The 15,884-nt window shown below is 60.2% G+C and carries 15 protein-coding genes and 1 tRNA gene; 2 read left to right on the top strand and 14 right to left on the bottom strand.

The features are described 5' to 3' along the window. Nucleotides 1-33: 33 nt before the first annotated feature. Nucleotides 34-831, bottom strand: coding sequence for an alpha/beta hydrolase fold domain-containing protein (locus AC2GXZ_RS15350; protein ID WP_483760021.1), 798 nt, complete (start codon nt 829-831; stop codon nt 34-36). Between the two features lie 139 nt (nt 832-970). Between AC2GXZ_RS15350 and AC2GXZ_RS15355 the strand changes: the two genes are divergently transcribed. Further along, the gene (locus tag AC2GXZ_RS15355; RefSeq protein WP_483760022.1) at nt 971-1,906 is read left to right on the top strand and encodes a LysR family transcriptional regulator; all 936 of its coding nucleotides are present in this window, start codon (nt 971-973) and stop codon (nt 1,904-1,906) included. A 121-nt stretch (nt 1,907-2,027) separates the two neighbouring features. On the opposite strand, the gene AC2GXZ_RS15360 is transcribed toward AC2GXZ_RS15355, so the two are convergent. From AC2GXZ_RS15360 to AC2GXZ_RS15415, 12 genes are all read right to left on the bottom strand, one after another. Next, nucleotides 2,028-2,798 carry a BA14K family protein gene (locus AC2GXZ_RS15360; RefSeq protein ID WP_483760023.1) on the bottom strand — a complete coding sequence of 257 codons (771 nt, stop codon included), beginning with the start codon at nt 2,796-2,798 and terminating at the stop codon, nt 2,028-2,030. 123 nt (nt 2,799-2,921) lie between these two features. Continuing rightward, a tRNA-Lys gene (locus tag AC2GXZ_RS15365) sits at nt 2,922-2,997 on the bottom strand. Nucleotides 2,998-3,165: 168 nt separating this feature from the next. Next, nucleotides 3,166-4,083: a PhzF family phenazine biosynthesis protein gene (locus AC2GXZ_RS15370; RefSeq protein ID WP_483760024.1), complete on the bottom strand. Its 918-nt coding sequence runs from the start codon at nt 4,081-4,083 to the stop codon at nt 3,166-3,168. Between the two features lie 67 nt (nt 4,084-4,150). Beyond that, nucleotides 4,151-4,885 (bottom strand): NUDIX hydrolase, encoded by a 735-nt coding sequence (locus tag AC2GXZ_RS15375; RefSeq protein WP_483760025.1) that lies wholly within the window; start codon nt 4,883-4,885, stop codon nt 4,151-4,153. Continuing rightward, nucleotides 4,882-5,991: an endonuclease/exonuclease/phosphatase family protein gene (locus AC2GXZ_RS15380; protein ID WP_483760026.1), complete on the bottom strand. Its 1,110-nt coding sequence runs from the start codon at nt 5,989-5,991 to the stop codon at nt 4,882-4,884. The genes AC2GXZ_RS15375 and AC2GXZ_RS15380 overlap by 4 nt, the downstream gene beginning before the upstream one ends. A gap of 55 nt (nt 5,992-6,046) precedes the next feature. Further along, the gene (locus tag AC2GXZ_RS15385) at nt 6,047-7,072 is read right to left on the bottom strand and encodes an ABC transporter ATP-binding protein (RefSeq protein WP_483760027.1); all 1,026 of its coding nucleotides are present in this window, start codon (nt 7,070-7,072) and stop codon (nt 6,047-6,049) included. Then, nucleotides 7,060-8,754, bottom strand: a complete 1,695-nt coding sequence (locus tag AC2GXZ_RS15390) for an ABC transporter permease (RefSeq protein ID WP_483760028.1) — start codon at nt 8,752-8,754, stop codon at nt 7,060-7,062. The genes AC2GXZ_RS15385 and AC2GXZ_RS15390 overlap by 13 nt, the downstream gene beginning before the upstream one ends. 12 nt (nt 8,755-8,766) lie before the next feature. Then, entirely contained in the window at nt 8,767-9,747 is a 981-nt protein-coding gene (locus AC2GXZ_RS15395; protein ID WP_483760029.1) for an ABC transporter substrate-binding protein, read from the bottom strand. A gap of 136 nt (nt 9,748-9,883) precedes the next feature. Next, entirely contained in the window at nt 9,884-11,128 is a 1,245-nt protein-coding gene (locus tag AC2GXZ_RS15400; RefSeq protein WP_483760030.1) for an aminotransferase-like domain-containing protein, read from the bottom strand. Between the two features lie 197 nt (nt 11,129-11,325). Beyond that, nucleotides 11,326-12,345 carry a ketol-acid reductoisomerase gene (gene ilvC, locus AC2GXZ_RS15405; protein ID WP_483760031.1) on the bottom strand — a complete coding sequence of 340 codons (1,020 nt, stop codon included), beginning with the start codon at nt 12,343-12,345 and terminating at the stop codon, nt 11,326-11,328. 39 nt (nt 12,346-12,384) lie between these two features. Continuing rightward, nucleotides 12,385-13,044: a TetR/AcrR family transcriptional regulator C-terminal domain-containing protein gene (locus AC2GXZ_RS15410; protein WP_483760032.1), complete on the bottom strand. Its 660-nt coding sequence runs from the start codon at nt 13,042-13,044 to the stop codon at nt 12,385-12,387. Between the two features lie 125 nt (nt 13,045-13,169). Continuing rightward, nucleotides 13,170-14,075, bottom strand: coding sequence for an AraC family transcriptional regulator (locus AC2GXZ_RS15415; protein WP_483760033.1), 906 nt, complete (start codon nt 14,073-14,075; stop codon nt 13,170-13,172). Nucleotides 14,076-14,267: 192 nt separating this feature from the next. On the opposite strand from AC2GXZ_RS15415, the gene AC2GXZ_RS15420 reads away from it, so the two are divergent. Continuing rightward, nucleotides 14,268-15,317: an NAD(P)-dependent alcohol dehydrogenase gene (locus AC2GXZ_RS15420; RefSeq protein ID WP_483760034.1), complete on the top strand. Its 1,050-nt coding sequence runs from the start codon at nt 14,268-14,270 to the stop codon at nt 15,315-15,317. Between the two features lie 110 nt (nt 15,318-15,427). Here AC2GXZ_RS15420 and AC2GXZ_RS15425 read toward each other — a convergent pair whose 3' ends face one another. Beyond that, nucleotides 15,428-15,835 (bottom strand): winged helix-turn-helix transcriptional regulator, encoded by a 408-nt coding sequence (locus AC2GXZ_RS15425; RefSeq protein WP_483760035.1) that lies wholly within the window; start codon nt 15,833-15,835, stop codon nt 15,428-15,430. Nucleotides 15,836-15,884: the final 49 nt, after the last annotated feature.

Raw genomic sequence — 15,884 nt, forward strand, 5'->3', positions numbered from 1 at the left:
TCGATTCTCGGATCTTTCAGAAAATGCGGGCCCTTAAGACGCCACCTGGCGGACAAAGGCCGAAAACTCGAGGCAGAGGCTGGCGAGCCAGACACCGCCGATACCGTGATACAAGCCCGTCCAGCCGCTGCCGGCGGGAAGGATGCGTTTGGTAACCTTGACGCCCGAGCCTGCCAGTTTGTCGGCATAACCTAGCGATTCATCGCGCAGCGGGTCGTCTTCGGAGGTCATCACCAGCGCCGGCGCCACACCGGACAGTCTCGAACAGAGACACGGCGCGGCGTAAGGATGCTGCAGCGAACAGGCGGACCCCAGATAATGGCTCCATCCATCCGACCAGCGCTCGCGCATGCCCAGTTCATCGGCGCCGCGGATCGAGGCCGACGTCATCATCGGGTCGATCATCGGTGACAAAAGCACCTGGCCGGAAAGCCGGCCCGGCATCTGGTCTCTCGCCTTCAACGCAGCACCGGCAGCGACATTGCCGCCGGCCTCGTCTCCGGCGATCAGCAATGGCGACCTACCCTTACCGTGTCTGTTGAGCTTTTCGTTGAGCCCGTAGAGGGCAAGGAATGCGCATTCCATCGCCTTCGGAAAAACATTGCCCGATACGCTGCCGTAATCGGCCTCGACGACCACCGCCCCCGCATCCTCCAGGGCGCCGACCACAGGGCTCGGTGCCGCGTCCGGCTTCGGCTGCCGGAAGGCGTCGCCCTTGAGATACAAAACGATCGGTGGCCTGGCACCCTGCACATTACCCTTGTGGATACGCACGGGAACGGAGGCCTTCCACGGCCCATCGATTTCCAGTGTTTCCCATTGCGGTGACATGACGTTTGCTTTCGTTTTAGCCACAGGTCTTGCGGCGAATTCGTATTCAGATATTATTGTTCGGGAACGAAAGTGCAATCCGCATGGATCGGCAACACTTTTCCAAATTCATGGACAATCGCATCGCAAGGAACCTGTCATGGATCAGCTGTCAGCAATGCGCGTCTTCGTCAGGGTCGTCGAGACCGGCAACTTCACCCGTGCCGCGACCACGCTCGACATCCCGAAGACGACGGTGACGAATATGGTGCAGGCGCTTGAGGCGCATCTGCAGACCACACTGCTCAACCGCACCACGCGACGGGTGATGGTGACCAATGACGGCGCGCTCTATTACGAGCGTGCCATCCAGATTCTGGCGGACGTGGCAGAACTCGACGGCAGCCTGTCGAACTCCCAGACCCAGCCGAGCGGCCGCGTGCGGATCGAGATGGCAGGGGCTTTTGCAGATCTCCTCGTCATCCCGCATCTTTGCGAATTTCACGAACGCTACCCGCTGATCAAGCTTGATATCGGCGTCGGCGACCGCCTGGTGGATTATATCGCAGAGAATGTCGATTGCGCCTTGCGCGGCGGCACGCCCACCGACCAGTCACTGATCGTCCGCAAGGTCGGCGAGATCGGCATGCAGGCCTATGCCTCGCCCATCTATCTGGAAAAAATTGGCAAACCCGTTCATCCGAACGACTTGAACAGCGGCCATCGCTGCGTCGGTTACCTTCAGGCGCCATCTGGTCGCATCATGCAGCTGAGCTTCAGCCAGGGTGACGAGAAGATCGAGATCGATCCCAACTACATCGTCTCCGTCAACGACGCCCGCTCCTATGTAGATGCGGCGATTGCCGGTGTCGGCATTGCGCAGATACCACGTTTCATGGCCCAGAAACACGTTCAGGATGGCAAGCTTGTTCCGGTCCTGAGCGAGTGGATTTGCGAGAGCTTTCCGCTCTACATCGTTTACCCGCAGACCCGTCACCTCAGCAACAAGGTGCGCGTCGTGGTCGACTGGCTGGCCAAGCGCGTCCAGGCGCTTAAGGTTGATGAAAATCGCCAGTTGATGCGCGAAGCGAGCTGACGCAAGACAGAATTTGCGGCGAAAATGCAATCGCCTTCAAAATCCATCTGTTTGTTTTCATAAGGTTTCAGCCGGAAAAATCGATTCGTGCATCCGTTGGAAACGGCTCCAGAACCATACCTCAGCCGAAGGGTGAGGCACATGCCTTTCGAGGCCCGCCGTCGAAGGGCTGGTAGCTGTTATCGTCGCTGCGATAGGAGCGATAGCGATCGCGGCACCACTCGTCATGCGTACCGCTCACGGCAGCACCCATGGCCGTCTTCCGGCTGACAGATGCATCTGCCGTCAGGCCGTTGGCCGACGATGCCGCAGAAACGGGCATGCCCCGATCTTGAGCGCCGGCGCCAAACGTCACCGTCGCCCGATCGCGGGCCTGACCGAAACCGGAGGATTGACTAGACGGATCTTCGCATTGCGCGCGCGGGCCGCCGCTGATCGGCTGATAGCTGTTGTCTTCGACACGGTAGGAACGATAGCGGGCAAGGCACCAGTCGGCGTGGCCTGTGTCTGCGACCGCACTGCTGTTCGTCGCAACGACAGTGGTATCGACCGACGGCGTATCACCCGACGTAGAAGAATCCGATTGTGCGGCGACGGCCGGCACATCGGCGGCAGCAGTCCCACGCTCCTCTGTATGCGCCAGAGCCGCAGTTTCAACATCTCCGTCCGTCGGCGCGAGATAGGCAATCACAGGCACAGCCTCGAGCCGCTGATAGGACTGCCTGTCGGGGTCGATTACGACCGGTTCGGATGTCCATAGATCCGGTGTGTCCATATGGTCGAAATGGTGCGGAGCAGGGTCGGAGACCAGACGGACCGTCAGGGCAAGGCCGGAAACAAAAAGTGCGACGACACAGGTGACGCTGGCAAGAAGAAGGACAATCGCGCGCACGTTGAACATACCGGTTTGGTTTGAATTGCCAGAGAAATGCGCCGGTCATCGAGAAGTTCCAAGCGCCGGAGAATTTTCTTCTCTGCACCTAAACTACTGTCACATCTACTGTTTAAGAGGAGATGGTGGGTGATGTAGGGCTCGAACCTACGACCCGCTGATTAAGAGTCAGCTGCTCTACCAACTGAGCTAATCACCCGTAACCGACTGCCTCAGTGGCCTGCGCCGTCGGTGTGAAGGGGCGTATAAAGAGCTTCCTTTGGCTTGTCTAGCGGCCTGAATGATTTTCTTTGTGCAACTGCTCAAAAAAATTCCGGCGCCGGCCGAAAGCCCTTGTTCCTCGGGCTTTCCCGCTTTTCGATTTTTTTCAGATCTCCAGCATGCCCTCGGCCATCTTCACCGCCTGCCCGCCGATCCGCGCCTTGAAAATTTCCCCACCCTTGGAATCGATATGCAGGTGGATGAACGACGGTCGGCCGATTTCCAGTCCCTGTTCGATGATCATCGGATGATGTCCATCGGGCAGCGCATCGAACTGCTGGATGGCGCCGGCCAGTGCCGCCACGGCCGCACCCGTCGCCGGGTCCTCCCATATCCGCATGTCGGGCGAAAACATCCGTGCATGGAATTTTGCCTGATGATGCACCCCGCCGCGGCAATAGACATAAGCCGATGCCAGCGAACCGTCGACGAACGGCGCCACCCGTTCCCACAGAGTCGATTCGAATTCGAGGTTCTGCACCGTTGCAAGGTTTCTGAGCGGAATGAGCACGAACGGCACAGCTGCCGTCCAGATCGAAAGCACATGGTTTTCGAAGGCCATATCGGTGGACTTCACCGTCAGCGCATCGGCGATCCCTTGCCGGTCCAGCGGGATGTCGACCCGGACAGGCCGCTTCGGCAGGTCGAATTCTGCAAATGTCGCCTCCCCCTTGCGCATCCGGATCGCGCAGCGCACCGGTCCGACCGTCTCTTCCAGAACCGACATCAGGTCGAGTTCCGTGTCCCCCGGCTGGTGTTCCCGTTCTGCAAGTGCGATCGCCGATCCGACGGTCGGATGTCCGGCAAACGGCAATTCCTTCGCAGGCGTGAAAATCCGCAGCCTCGCTGCGTGGCCTGCCGCTTCCGGAGGCAGGATGAAAGCGGTTTCCGATAGGTTCATCTCGCGTGCAATCGACTGCATCGCATCACCCGACAATCCGTCCGTATCGAAGACGACGGCGAGCGGATTTCCGGCAAGTCTCTGGCCGGTGAAAACGTCATATATGGCATAACGTCGTGCCACTTTATCCCCTCCCATGAATATGGGGGTAACCTGCCTCACCCGGCGAACATGCGCAAGACCGCCTGGCTCAGAGCCGCGCAGCGCCGAAATGCCAGTCGAGAATCGGCAACATCAGCGGATTGTAGTTATGCGCGACCGGATCCGCGGACCGGATGACGACCACGCCATCGATCTCCTGCTCTTCGTCCTGCAGCATATGCGCCTTGACGCGGGCAACGAGTTCGGCAGCTGTCACCGCGAAGTGATAAAAGCGGAAAACCACGATACGGTTGTCGGCATGGCTGGCATAAAACTGCGGTTCGGCCCTCGCCTCGCCCAGATCGAGCCCGGTTTCCTCGCGCACTTCACGGCGCATATTGCCGGCCACATCCAGCTTGCCGTCGACGATGTCGCTGAGATCGAGCGAACCCGCAGCGCAATAGACCTGGCCCGGATTGGCGGTGCGTTCGCTCATCCGGATCGCAACGATCGCATTGTCTGACGAGACGATGACCGCGAAACCGAAAAGATGCAGCGCACCTTCAGGATTGGCCTGCTTGCGCCACCACAGAAGCGTCGAATAGGGGATCTTGTGGGCAATGCCGCGAATGACGCCATGGTCGAAACTCAGCTGCCGCTGCAGCACCATGTCGCCATTGAACAGATGCGGGTTGGCTTTGGACTCCAGCGCCCAGTTCGCTTCGATCTCCGTCGCATGTTCAAGGTGAAGCGGATGCGGACCATCAATCACGGCAAGGTCGAAGGCGTCGACCCGGAACGGGTTTTCCGATGGCGGCCAGATGCCGTCGAGCATGATCGTCATGTAAGGTCGAACTCCACAACAACCGGGCAATGATCCGACGCTTTCGGCCGGTCCCAGCCGATCCGCGGAAACCGCTCCACCTCCTGTCCCGGTGGAAATACGGTACGGAACGGCTGGCCATTGCGGATGATGTCGGGCACGGCTGCCGGATTGGCGCCTGCAAGCGCCGGAGACAGCCAGATATAGTCGAGCTGGCAAAGATGCTGCTCCTGCGGTCCGCGGGCATGATAGAGCGTCCAGCGATCCATCACGTCGCGCCGCTTCGTCACGTTCTCGGCAAAACCGTCATGGCTGAACACGTCGAGCGCACTCGTCTCTTCCCGCACCGGCTCGAACCGGTAGCCGCTGCGGCGTGTGCCGATCACCTTCACCCGTTCCTGATAGTCATTCATGTCGCCGCAGATGGCGAAATTGGCCCGATCGCGACCATCCGCCCCAAACTGCCGTTCGATGATCTGCCGCACCGCCTTGGCCTCGGCGGTCCTGATTGCCATCGTGCCTAGGCGGCCATCCCTGTTGTCGCGCGCATTGCCCATCGATTTGAAATGCACGACATAGAGAAACAACGGCTTGCCGCCGATCTTCAGCTCCAGTTCCAGGCAGTCGCGCTTGAAGATCTTGTCGGTCGGCCGGTTGGTCAGCGCCAGTTCGTCGTTGAAGAGATCGAGGTCCTGATAGGTCAGCATCGCATGGCTGCGCACGTCGATGACCTCGATCCGTTCGCCGCCGCGCGTTTCCTCGCGCATCAGCACGGCAACATCTATGCCGCGTCCGTCATTCCCCTCGACCAGGAATTTCTGCAGATAGCCATTGCTGACCATGCGGTAGAGATAACCGTATTCGAAAGCCTGCAGCGCCGGCATGTTGTCGACCTCCTGCAGGCAGAGAATGTCGGCATCCGCATCGGCTATGGCAAGTGCCGACAGCTGGCGCGTGTCATCAGTTTCGGCGATCAATCGAGCCTGTTCCAATTGCTCGTATGTCTCCTTGCTGCCGACCTCGAACAGCCTGATCACTCTGTCCTGGCGCAACTGGTTGCGCCAGCCGGAGAAATCGAACCGCGTCATCAGGTTTTCGATATTGAACGTGCCAAGGCGCAGAGACATCCATGATTCCCGATTGCGGTGTCACCTTAACATCCGAAATTTGGCTGGCTACCCGTCAGAGCCGCCAGGCCGAGCGGATGACGATCGACACCTGATCTCCCACCTTGACCGGCCGGCGGCTATAGGCACGCAGGCCCTGCTCGTCGCCGAGCGAAAGTTTCAGCGCATAACGCTCGCCTTCGAACAGCACCGAAGTGACCGTTGCCGCCATGCCGTCGCCGGCGATCTCGACATCCTGCGGCCGCACCAGAATATCGGCGAAATTGCCGTCATGCGAATGCGCCAGTCCCTGCTGCAGCATTTCCCAGTCCAGCAGGCGGCCGGCCGAAGACGCAGGCCAGCTGAGAATGGCCCCCTGCCCGACCAGACCGCCGACCAGCCGGCCCTCCGGCCGCGCATAGATTTCCTGCGGGCTTGCCACTTGCAGCAGTCTGCCTTCCGACATCACGGCGACATCCGTCGCCAGCGCCATCGCCTCGGCCTGATCGTGGGTCACGTAGATCATCGTCGCACCGGAGCGGGCATGAAACTCGCGGAACGTCTCTTCCATCTCCTGGCGCAGGTGCCGGTCGAGATTGGCGAGCGGCTCGTCGAGCAGCACGACGTCGGGTTCAGTCACGAGGCAGCGGGCGAGCGCGACGCGCTGCCGTTCGCCGCCGGAAAGATCGGCCGGGCGACGATCCGCATAGGCTTCGAGACGCACGGCCGCGAGTGCCTCCGCGATTTTCTTGCGACGTCTCTCACCGGTGACACCCCGAACCTTGAGCGGATAACCGACATTGTCGGCGACGCTCATATGCGGCCACAGCGCATAGGACTGGAATACCATCGCCATGTTGCGATGTTCCGGCGCCACCATGTCGCCCGCATCGGCCAGCACCCGGTCACCGAGCAGGATCGAGCCGTCGGTCGGCTGTTCGAAGCCGGCGATCATTCTGAGCACCGTCGTCTTGCCGCAGCCGGACGGCCCGAGAAGCGCCAGAAAGCCGCCGTCGCGTACGGTCAGCGACACGTCGTTGACGGCAGGACGCCCGCCGGTTTCGAATGTCTTGGAAAGACGGTTGAGGATCAGCTGCGCCACGGTACCACACCTTTCGGCAGTCTGTTCGCCATCAGCTCCAGCATCAGCATCATCGCGATCACCATGATGACCACGAGAACGGAAAGTGCGGAGGCAAGGTTAAAGCTGCCGCTATCATCGAGATTGTAGATCGCCACACCGAGTGTCTGGGTTCCGGCCGACCAGAGAATGGCCGAGACGGTGAGCTCGTTGCAGGCAATGAGAAAGACGAGAATGACGGACGCCCCCGCCGCCGGCGCCACCAGCGGCACGACGATATCGACCATCCGGCGACCGAACCCGGCGCCCGAAAGCCGCGCCGCCTCTTCGAGCGACGGATCGAGCTGCCGGAACGCACTCACCACCGGCTTCAGGCTGACGGCGAAAAAGCTGGAGAAATAGGCAAGCAGGATGATCCAGATCGTGCCGTAGATGGAAACCCCGATGATCGGGATCGGTGCGGCAAAAACGAGGATCAGCGCAACGGCAAGCACGATGCCGGGGAGCGCGTAGGGAATTTCCGCCAGAGCCGATAGAACCGGCACAAGCCGGCTTTTCGACCGCACCAGATAATAACCGGTCAACACGGTCACCACCAGGAGACCGAGTGCCGTCGCAAGCGATAGCGACACGGAGTTGAAGAAGGCCGTGCGGGTGATCGCCTGCCGGAACAGGACTTCGCGATAGGCATCGAGCGTTGCCGTCGCTGTTGTGAGCGGTACGCCATAGGCGGGCGCCAGAGAGCTGGCGATCAGCGCTGTCAGCGGCATGACCAAAGTGATGAGGATCGCCAGCCACAGAACCAGTTCGCCCACCGGCCGCCAGGTGCCGAGCCTGAACATCGCCACTTGCCCCGAAAGCCCGATGACGCGGTAGTCTCGGCCACGCAGCACACGTTCCTCGACGGTCAGGCCGATGACCGACAGGATGGCGATCAGACCCGACAGAAGCGAGACGTCGGCGAAGGTGCCGGGTCCGAAGGCAGCGAATTTCGCATAGATCAGCGTCGGCAGCGTGTAGATCGAAGCCGGAATGCCAAGGATCGCAGGAATACCGAAATTGCCGACGCAGGAGACGAAGGCGATCGCGGCACCGGCGACGAAACCGGGTAGCGACAAAGGCAGGATGATATCTTTCAGCACCTGCCAAGAGGAAGCACCGGACAATCTTGCCGCCTCGACGCCATCACGCGGCAGAGCCAGCAGGCCGGCGCGCAGCGACAGGAAGACCAGCGGCGCATTCTGTACGCCATAAAGAAGCGCGATACCGCCGATCGAATAGAGCGGCTGCGGCGAACCCAGCGGCGGCGCCATGCCGATCGCCTTCAGAAGCGCACTCGACGGACCGGTCATGCCGATCCACGAGAGCGCCGTCACCTGGGGCGGGATCATCGTCGGCAGCATGAACAGGAAGCCGAGTGCAGTCTTGCCGCGAACATCGAAAAGCGTCAGCAGCAGCGCGAACCCGCCGCCGAGCACGACGGCCGCGATCATGCCGAGAAACGACGTGCTGAGCGTATCGCCGACGGCCTGCCAGACCATCGGGTCGGAGAGCAGTTCGCGCGCGCCACCCTTGAAGGCAGAGGCAATGCCGGTGACCGCAAGCCGCCCGAGCGGCAAGACGCTCAGGAGGAAGATCACCAGGATGACAAAGGAAAACAGCCAGCGGGGCTGGCTGTTTCCTCGATTGAGAGATCGGGACATGAAGCTCTTATATCAGCCCTTGGTGCCGAAGATGTCGGAGAACGTCTTGACGTCCTTTTCCGAATTCTTCAGCGCTTCCGAAGCATTGATTGGCAGAACCTTGATCGTGTCGCGTGCCGGAAAACCTTCCGGGACAGCCATGCCGTTGCGTGCCGGGATGTAACCCAGCTTCAGGAAGCCGTCCTGGCCCTTTTCGGACAGGACGTAATCGATGAACTTCTTGGCATTGTCCTGATGCTTGGTGGAGGCGAGGATCGCCGCCGGCTCGGTGACGGCCGATACGCCTTCCTTCGGGAAGACGAACTCCACCGGCGCGCCCTTGGCCTTTTCGCGGATCGGCATGTAGTCGACGACGACGCCATAGGCCTTCTCGCCGGATGCGACGGCCTTCAGCACGCCACCGTTACCGCCGGCAGCAACCGCACCGTTTTCCTTGAGCTTTTTGTAATAATCCCAGCCGAGGCCGTCGACGGCAGCAAGCGTCTGCGCATGGATCAGCGCTGCACCCGAAGCGACCGGGCTCGGCATGGTGACGAGACCCTTGGCTTCCGGCTTGGCAAGATCGGCCCAGCTGGTCGGCTTCATCGCGGCCTGGGTATTGTACATGATGCCGGTGGTGATCAGCTTGGTCGAGTAGTAATAGCCGTCTGCGTCATAAAGCGAGGCATCGTAATTCTTGGCTTCCGGCGACTTGTAGGCGAGCAGCTGGCCGGCCTGCTTCATCCGCTCGAGCGTGACCGTGTCGGCAATCAAAAGCACGTCGGCGACCGGGTTGCCGGCCGCGATCTCGGCGTTCAGCTTGGCCATGATCTGCGGGGTTCCGTCACGGACCCACTCGACATCGACGCCCGGATTGGCGGCCTTGAAACCATCCACGGTCGCCTGTGCGTCGGCATTCGGCTGGCTCGTATAGATGATCAGATCGGCGGCATTGGCAACGCCGGAAAGACCAAGCGCAACAAGCGCCGTGAAGGTGGACAGAAGCTTTTTCATCGAGGTCATCCTGTTTGAGATGACGCCGCTCAAACCACACGTCAGCGACACTCATGTGACAGCGTTTGACGTAGAGGGAAGGAATTCTGCAAAAAGGGCGAAACCCTTTGGATATCGCCCTTTTTGCGAGTATCAATCAGATAATCGGCAGGCTTTCGTGCTCGCTTGCGGACGCGCCCGCAATCAGCCGTCCGAGCCGTTTGATGCCCTCGTCGATCATCTCGTCATTGGCGCAGGAGAAGCTGACCCGCAGCGTATTGGCATTGCTGCCATCCGCATAAAAGGCCTTGCCCGGCACGAAGGCGACCCGTTCCGTCGCCAGCGATTTGGCCAGCAGTTCGGCGCCGTCCATGCCGTCAGGCAGCGTCACCCAGACAAACATCCCGCCCTGCGGTTTTGTCCATGAGGTGCCTTTCGGCATGTATTTTTCGAGCGCCGTCAGCATCGCGTCCCGTCGTCCACCATAAACCCGCTTGATCTTGGCGACCTGCTCGGCAAATCCGCGCGAGGCGACATGTTCGACGGCGATCTGGTTGATCGTCGACGAATGCAGGTCGGCCGCCTGTTTCATCAGCACCAGCTTGCGGATGACCGGCATGGCGGCGATGACGAACCCGACGCGCAACCCCGGCGCCAGCGTTTTGGAAAAACTGCCGCTATAGATCGTCCTCGTATTCTCGATACCGCCCTTTGCGGCAATATCGAGCGACAGGATCGGCGCGATCGCCTCGCCGTCGAAACGCAGGTTCTGATAGGCAGCATCTTCGAGAACGGCGATATCCAGCTCGTCGGCGAGCGCCAGCAGTCTCTTGCGGCCATCCAGATCGATCGTCTCGCCGGTCGGATTGGAAAAGTCGGCCGAAAGATAGGCGAACTTGACCGCGCCACCTGCCTTGGCTGCGGTATCGCGATAGGCGTCCGGGGTGCGGTTGCCGTTCACCGACAGCTGGTCATAATTCGGCTCGTAGGCATTGAAGGCCGACAGCGCCCCGAGATAGGTCGGCCAGGTGACCAGCGCCGTGTCTTTCGGCGACAGGAACAGCTTGCCGAGATAATCCAGCGCCTGCTGCGATCCCGAGGTAATGAAAACGTTGTCGGCGGTACAGTCGATGCCGATCTTGGCAACGTCCTCGACGATCCAGTCGCGCAGCGGCTTGTAGCCTTCGCTGACGGAATATTGCAGCGCCGAGTTCACCTGCGCGCCTGAAAAGATGTCCGCATAGGCCGCCTGGAAGGCCTCCGCCGGAAACAGTGCCGGATCCGGAATGCCGCCGGCAAACGAAATGATGTCGGGCTGTTCCAGCAGTTTGAGCAGTTCGCGAATTTCCGACGCCTTCATCCGGCTGGAACGGCTGGCGAAGATATGTTCCCAATCAAGCACGGGATGTTTCCTCTTGTTTCAATTTTGTTGCTCGTGCTTTACAAAAGTTTCGATAGGTCAGCAATGCTGACTTATCGATTTTCGGTACGCCGCGATCACGATTTATGTTTCCGAACGCTGGAATTTGTGACGCCATCGGACGAAAAAGGCCGGAGCTTTCGCCCCGGCCTTCCGATTTCCGTCATGTTGCAACTGGATCAGTTGACGGCCTTGTCGACCAGCTTGTTGTTGCCGATCCATGGCATCATTGCACGCAGCCTGGTGCCGACCTCTTCGATCTGGTGGGCGTCGTTGTTGCGGCGGATGCCCTTGAAGCGGGCAGCACCGGCACGGTATTCCTGCATCCAGTCCGAGGTGAACTTGCCGGTCTGGATGTCGGTCAGAACGCGCTTCATTTCAGCCTTTGTTTCAGCCGTGATGATGCGCGGACCGGTGACGTATTCGCCCCACTCGGCCGTGTTGGAGATCGAGTAGTTCATGTTGGCGATGCCGCCTTCATAGATCAGGTCGACGATCAGCTTCACTTCGTGCAGGCATTCGAAATAGGCCATTTCCGGCGCATAACCGCCTTCGACCAGCGTTTCGAAACCGGCGCGGATCAGTTCGACGAGACCGCCGCACAGAACGGCCTGTTCGCCGAACAGGTCGGTTTCGCACTCTTCCTTGAACGTGGTCTCGATGATGCCCGAACGACCGCCGCCGACGCCACAGGCGTAGGAAAGCGCCAGTTCGAGCGCATTGCCCGAAGCGTTCTGATGGATGGCAACGAGGCAGGGAACGCCGCCGCCCTTCTGGTATTCGCCGCGAACCGTGTGGCCCGGGCCCTTCGGTGCGATCATAACAACGTCGATCGATGCATTCGGCTCGATCAGGCCGAAATGGACATTGAGGCCGTGGGCAAACGCGATGGCGGCGCCGTCACGGATGTTGCCGGCGATCTCGGCCTTGTAGATGTCGGCCTGCAGCTCGTCAGGCGTCGCCATCATCATCAGGTCGGCCCATGCGGCAGCTTCGGCGACCGTCATGACCTTGAAGCCGTCGGCCTCGGCCTTCTTGATGGTCGCGGAACCGGCCTTGAGAGCGATGACCATGTTCTGGGCACCGCTGTCCTTCAGGTTCAGCGCGTGAGCGCGACCCTGGGAACCGTAGCCGATAATGGCGACCTTCTTCGACTTGATGAGATTGATGTCGGCATCCCGATCATAATAAACGCGCATCGTATGTTCCTTCCCTAGTGTTTGCTTCGTTTGCTGTTGTCATCGTCCGGCAGCAAGGCGAAATGCGTCTGCCGGTATTTGTTGTACGCCGTGAAGCGAGAGGAAGGCCTCGACCGCCCTCTCCGCCTGGCGTGCATTGTCCTTGAGGCCCGGCTCGCCAAGCAGCATGCGCACATGCAGGTCGGAGACGATCAGGCCGTAAAATGTGTGATAGGCGGCATCCGCATTGTCGAAACGCAAGAGCCCTGCCCTTTTTCCCGCATCGATCAGCGCCATGGCACGCCGATCGATCTGGCGCCGTCCATGCTCGACCAGAAGCTTGCCGAGCTTGGAACCGTCACGGCTCGTCTGGCCGATCGCCAGCCGGTTCAGCGCCAGCGAAACATCACCGGCCAGAACCTCGAGAAGATCGCGACCGAACTGTTCAAGCCGCTGCTTCAACACGTCGTCCGTCAGCTTCTCGCCCGAACGGTCCGCGGTGCGCACCTTGCTCGCCTGATAGGCGATCATCGCCGCCAGCAAACCGTCGCGATCGCCGAACCACTTGTAGAGGCTTTCCTTCGAACAGCTTGCCGCCCGCGCCAGTCCCGACGTCGTCAGCGCCTTGTCACCGCCTTCGACCAGAAGACGAAGCGCCTGCTCCAGAACTTCTGTCTGGCGCGGCGAAAATTGCGGTGCATCGGCACTATCGGGTCTCACGGGAACTTGCTCCTCTCATGTACCGTACGGTACGGTTCTGTCGTATAAAGCAATTCTGCTTTCCGTCAAGCGCTGACTTGGCCGGCCAATCAGAATAGGCAAATCATAAATGCGGATGTGAGAACTCAGGCCTGCGCAGAATCGCGCACGGCCTCCATGTCGCGCGCCGGCGACAGGCCGTAGAGCCGGCTGTATTCGCGGCTGAACTGCGACGGGCTCTGGTAACCGACACGATGCCCGGCATTGCCGACATCGAGCCCCTCCACCAGCATCAGCCGACGTGCCTCATGCAGCCTCAGGTGCTTCTGGTACTGCACCGGCGTCATCGCGGTGATCGACTTGAAGTGATGATGGAAGGACGAGACACTCATGCTGACATGGTCTGCAAGATCCTCGATCCTGAGCGAACTGGCGAAATTTTCCTTCAGCCAGGCGATCGCCCGGGCGATCCGGTTGCCGTGACTGTCGGCGACCGCAATGTTGATCAGCTGCGCTCCGGCTGGCCCGGTAAGAATGCGATAGAGGATCTCCCGCTCGATCAGCGGCGCTAAAGCGGCAATATCCCTTGGACGATCAAGCAAGCGCATCAGACGCACCGATGCATCAAGGAGTTCCGGCGTTGCGCCGTTGACGACGATACCGCGCTGCCCCTTCGTTGTTTCTGCCGGCTTGGAAAGACCGGTCTCGCCCATCAGATCGAGCACCTTGTCACTGCTGATCGCAAGCGTGATGCAGAAATGCGGAACCTCGGCGCTCGCCTCGACCACCCGCCATGCGACCGGCAGATCAAGCGATGTCAAAAGATAGTCGCCGGACCCGTAATCGATCCTATCACTGCCCAGCTGCACGCTTTTTGCCCCCTGGATCACCATGGCGAAACAAGGGCGGTAACTGCCGTGACAAGGCGCGCTCGGCGATGTCCGGCGGCTGATCCCCAGCCCCTCTATGCCGGTCACCGTCTCGCCATCGCCGCTCGAGAAACGGGCGGCAATCGAGGCAATCTCCTGATAGGGATTGAAAGGCAGCGTCATGGGACCATTTCTCCGGGGCAGGCAGGTTTGCGTCCCCCACTCTATAATGCACCGCCGTCTTGGCAACGAGCGGCAGATCGAAATTTTGCAGGATCGGGCAAGAAGCGTGGAGGATCGATCTAACGCCTGTCCCTCTTGCCGACGCATAGTCCGCCCGTTGATTTTCAACCCCATGAATGAATGGAGTTCTCCATGCCCATCGCCAGAGGCTATGCCGCGACCGACGCAACGAGCCCGTTGACGCCCTTCACCTTCGAGCGCCGCGAACCCAATGATGACGACGTCGTCATCGACATCAAGTTTGCCGGCATCTGCCATTCGGACATCCACACCGTCCGCAACGAATGGAAAAATGCCGTCTATCCGATCGTGCCCGGCCACGAGATCGCCGGCATCGTCAAGGCCGTCGGCTCCAAGGTCACCAAATTCAGGGTCGGCGACCGTGTCGGCGTAGGCTGCTTCGTCGACAGTTGCGTCGGCTGCGCCACCCGCGACCTCGACAACGAACATTACCTGCCGGGCCTTGTGCAGACCTATAACGACGTCGACACCCTGAACGGCAACGCTGCCACCCAGGGCGGTTATTCCGACTCGATCGTCGTCAAGGAAGGTTACGTCCTGTCGATCCCGGACAACCTGCCGCTCGACGCCGCAGCCCCGCTGCTTTGCGCCGGCATCACGCTTTATTCGCCGCTGCATCGCTGGCAGGCCGGCCCCGGCAAGAAGGTTGCCATCGTCGGCATGGGTGGCCTCGGCCATATGGGCGTCAAGATCGGCGCTGCCATGGGTGCGGACGTCACCGTCCTCTCCCAGACCCTGTCGAAGAAGGAAGACGGCCTCAAGCTCGGCGCCAAGGACTATTACGCCACCAGCGACGAGGAAACCTTCAAGAAGCTCGCCGGTTATTTCGACCTGATCATCTGCACCGCGGGTGTTGCGATCGACTGGAACGCCTATCTCGGCCTGATCAAGCCGAAGGGCGCCATGGTCGTTGTCGGCGCGCCGGAACATCCGATCCCGGTCCATGCCTTCTCGCTGATCTTCGGCGCCAAGGAACTTTCCGGCTCGATGATCGGCTCGATCAAGGAAACCCAGGAAATGCTGGATTTCTGCGGCGAGAAGGGCATCGTCTCGGAAATCGAAAAGATCAATATCCAGCAGGTCAACGAAGCTTACGAACGCGTCCTGAAAAGCGACGTCCGTTACCGCTTCGTCATCGACATGGAATCGCTCGACGCCTGATCGGCTCGGCAAATTCAGATGAGGCAAGGGCGGCTTCGGCCGCCCTTCGTCGTTCCAGCACACCGTTCATATTAATTTGCCAGGACCAGCTTGCTTAAGGCAAACTCGGTTCAGCCGAGTTCGCTTGCGTCGAATTTCACCCGCGCCGCTTTCACAGCGGCGTGATTGTTTCCGGCCCAGGCCAGCACTTTCGACAGCGGCTCGAACAGCGAGCGGCCAAGCTCGGTCATGCTGTATTCGACACTTGGCGGCTTGGTCGGAAACACCTGACGGTCGATATAGCCGTCGCGCTGGAGATCTCGCAAAGTCTGGGTTAGCATGCGCTGGGAGATATCCGGCACCAACCGACGAAGTTCACCGAATCGATACGGCCGCTGCGCCAACGCCTCAAGCAGAAGTGTCGACCATTTGCCGGCAATCTGGTTCATCACATCGCGAACCGGACAATTGCCGGCATCCCAGTTGGACATGTCGCAAGGCTCACTGGCCAGAATTGGCATACGCGCCCTGTTGTCCATAGTGGTGGTTCCCTTTTGGTAACGATCTCCCGGAAATGTGCCTCCTTTA

This window comes from Aliirhizobium sp. YIM B11859 (assembly GCF_057163345.1).

Bases quoted from the DNA above. Each gene is read 5' to 3' on its own strand.
- AC2GXZ_RS15415 (WP_483760033.1), bottom strand. From the start codon at position 14,075: ATGACGCTGCCTTTCAATCCCTATCAGGAGATTGCCTCGATTGCCGCC.
- ilvC (WP_483760031.1), bottom strand. From the start codon at position 12,345: ATGCGCGTTTATTATGATCGGGATGCCGACATCAATCTCATCAAGTCG.
- AC2GXZ_RS15395 (WP_483760029.1), bottom strand. From the start codon at position 9,747: ATGAAAAAGCTTCTGTCCACCTTCACGGCGCTTGTTGCGCTTGGTCTT.
- AC2GXZ_RS15420 (WP_483760034.1), top strand. From the start codon at position 14,268: ATGCCCATCGCCAGAGGCTATGCCGCGACCGACGCAACGAGCCCGTTG.
- AC2GXZ_RS15350 (WP_483760021.1), bottom strand. From the start codon at position 831: ATGTCACCGCAATGGGAAACACTGGAAATCGATGGGCCGTGGAAGGCC.
- AC2GXZ_RS15355 (WP_483760022.1), top strand. From the start codon at position 971: ATGGATCAGCTGTCAGCAATGCGCGTCTTCGTCAGGGTCGTCGAGACC.
- AC2GXZ_RS15390 (WP_483760028.1), bottom strand. From the start codon at position 8,754: ATGTCCCGATCTCTCAATCGAGGAAACAGCCAGCCCCGCTGGCTGTTT.
- AC2GXZ_RS15425 (WP_483760035.1), bottom strand. From the start codon at position 15,835: ATGGACAACAGGGCGCGTATGCCAATTCTGGCCAGTGAGCCTTGCGAC.
- AC2GXZ_RS15375 (WP_483760025.1), bottom strand. From the start codon at position 4,885: ATGACGATCATGCTCGACGGCATCTGGCCGCCATCGGAAAACCCGTTC.
- AC2GXZ_RS15380 (WP_483760026.1), bottom strand. From the start codon at position 5,991: ATGTCTCTGCGCCTTGGCACGTTCAATATCGAAAACCTGATGACGCGG.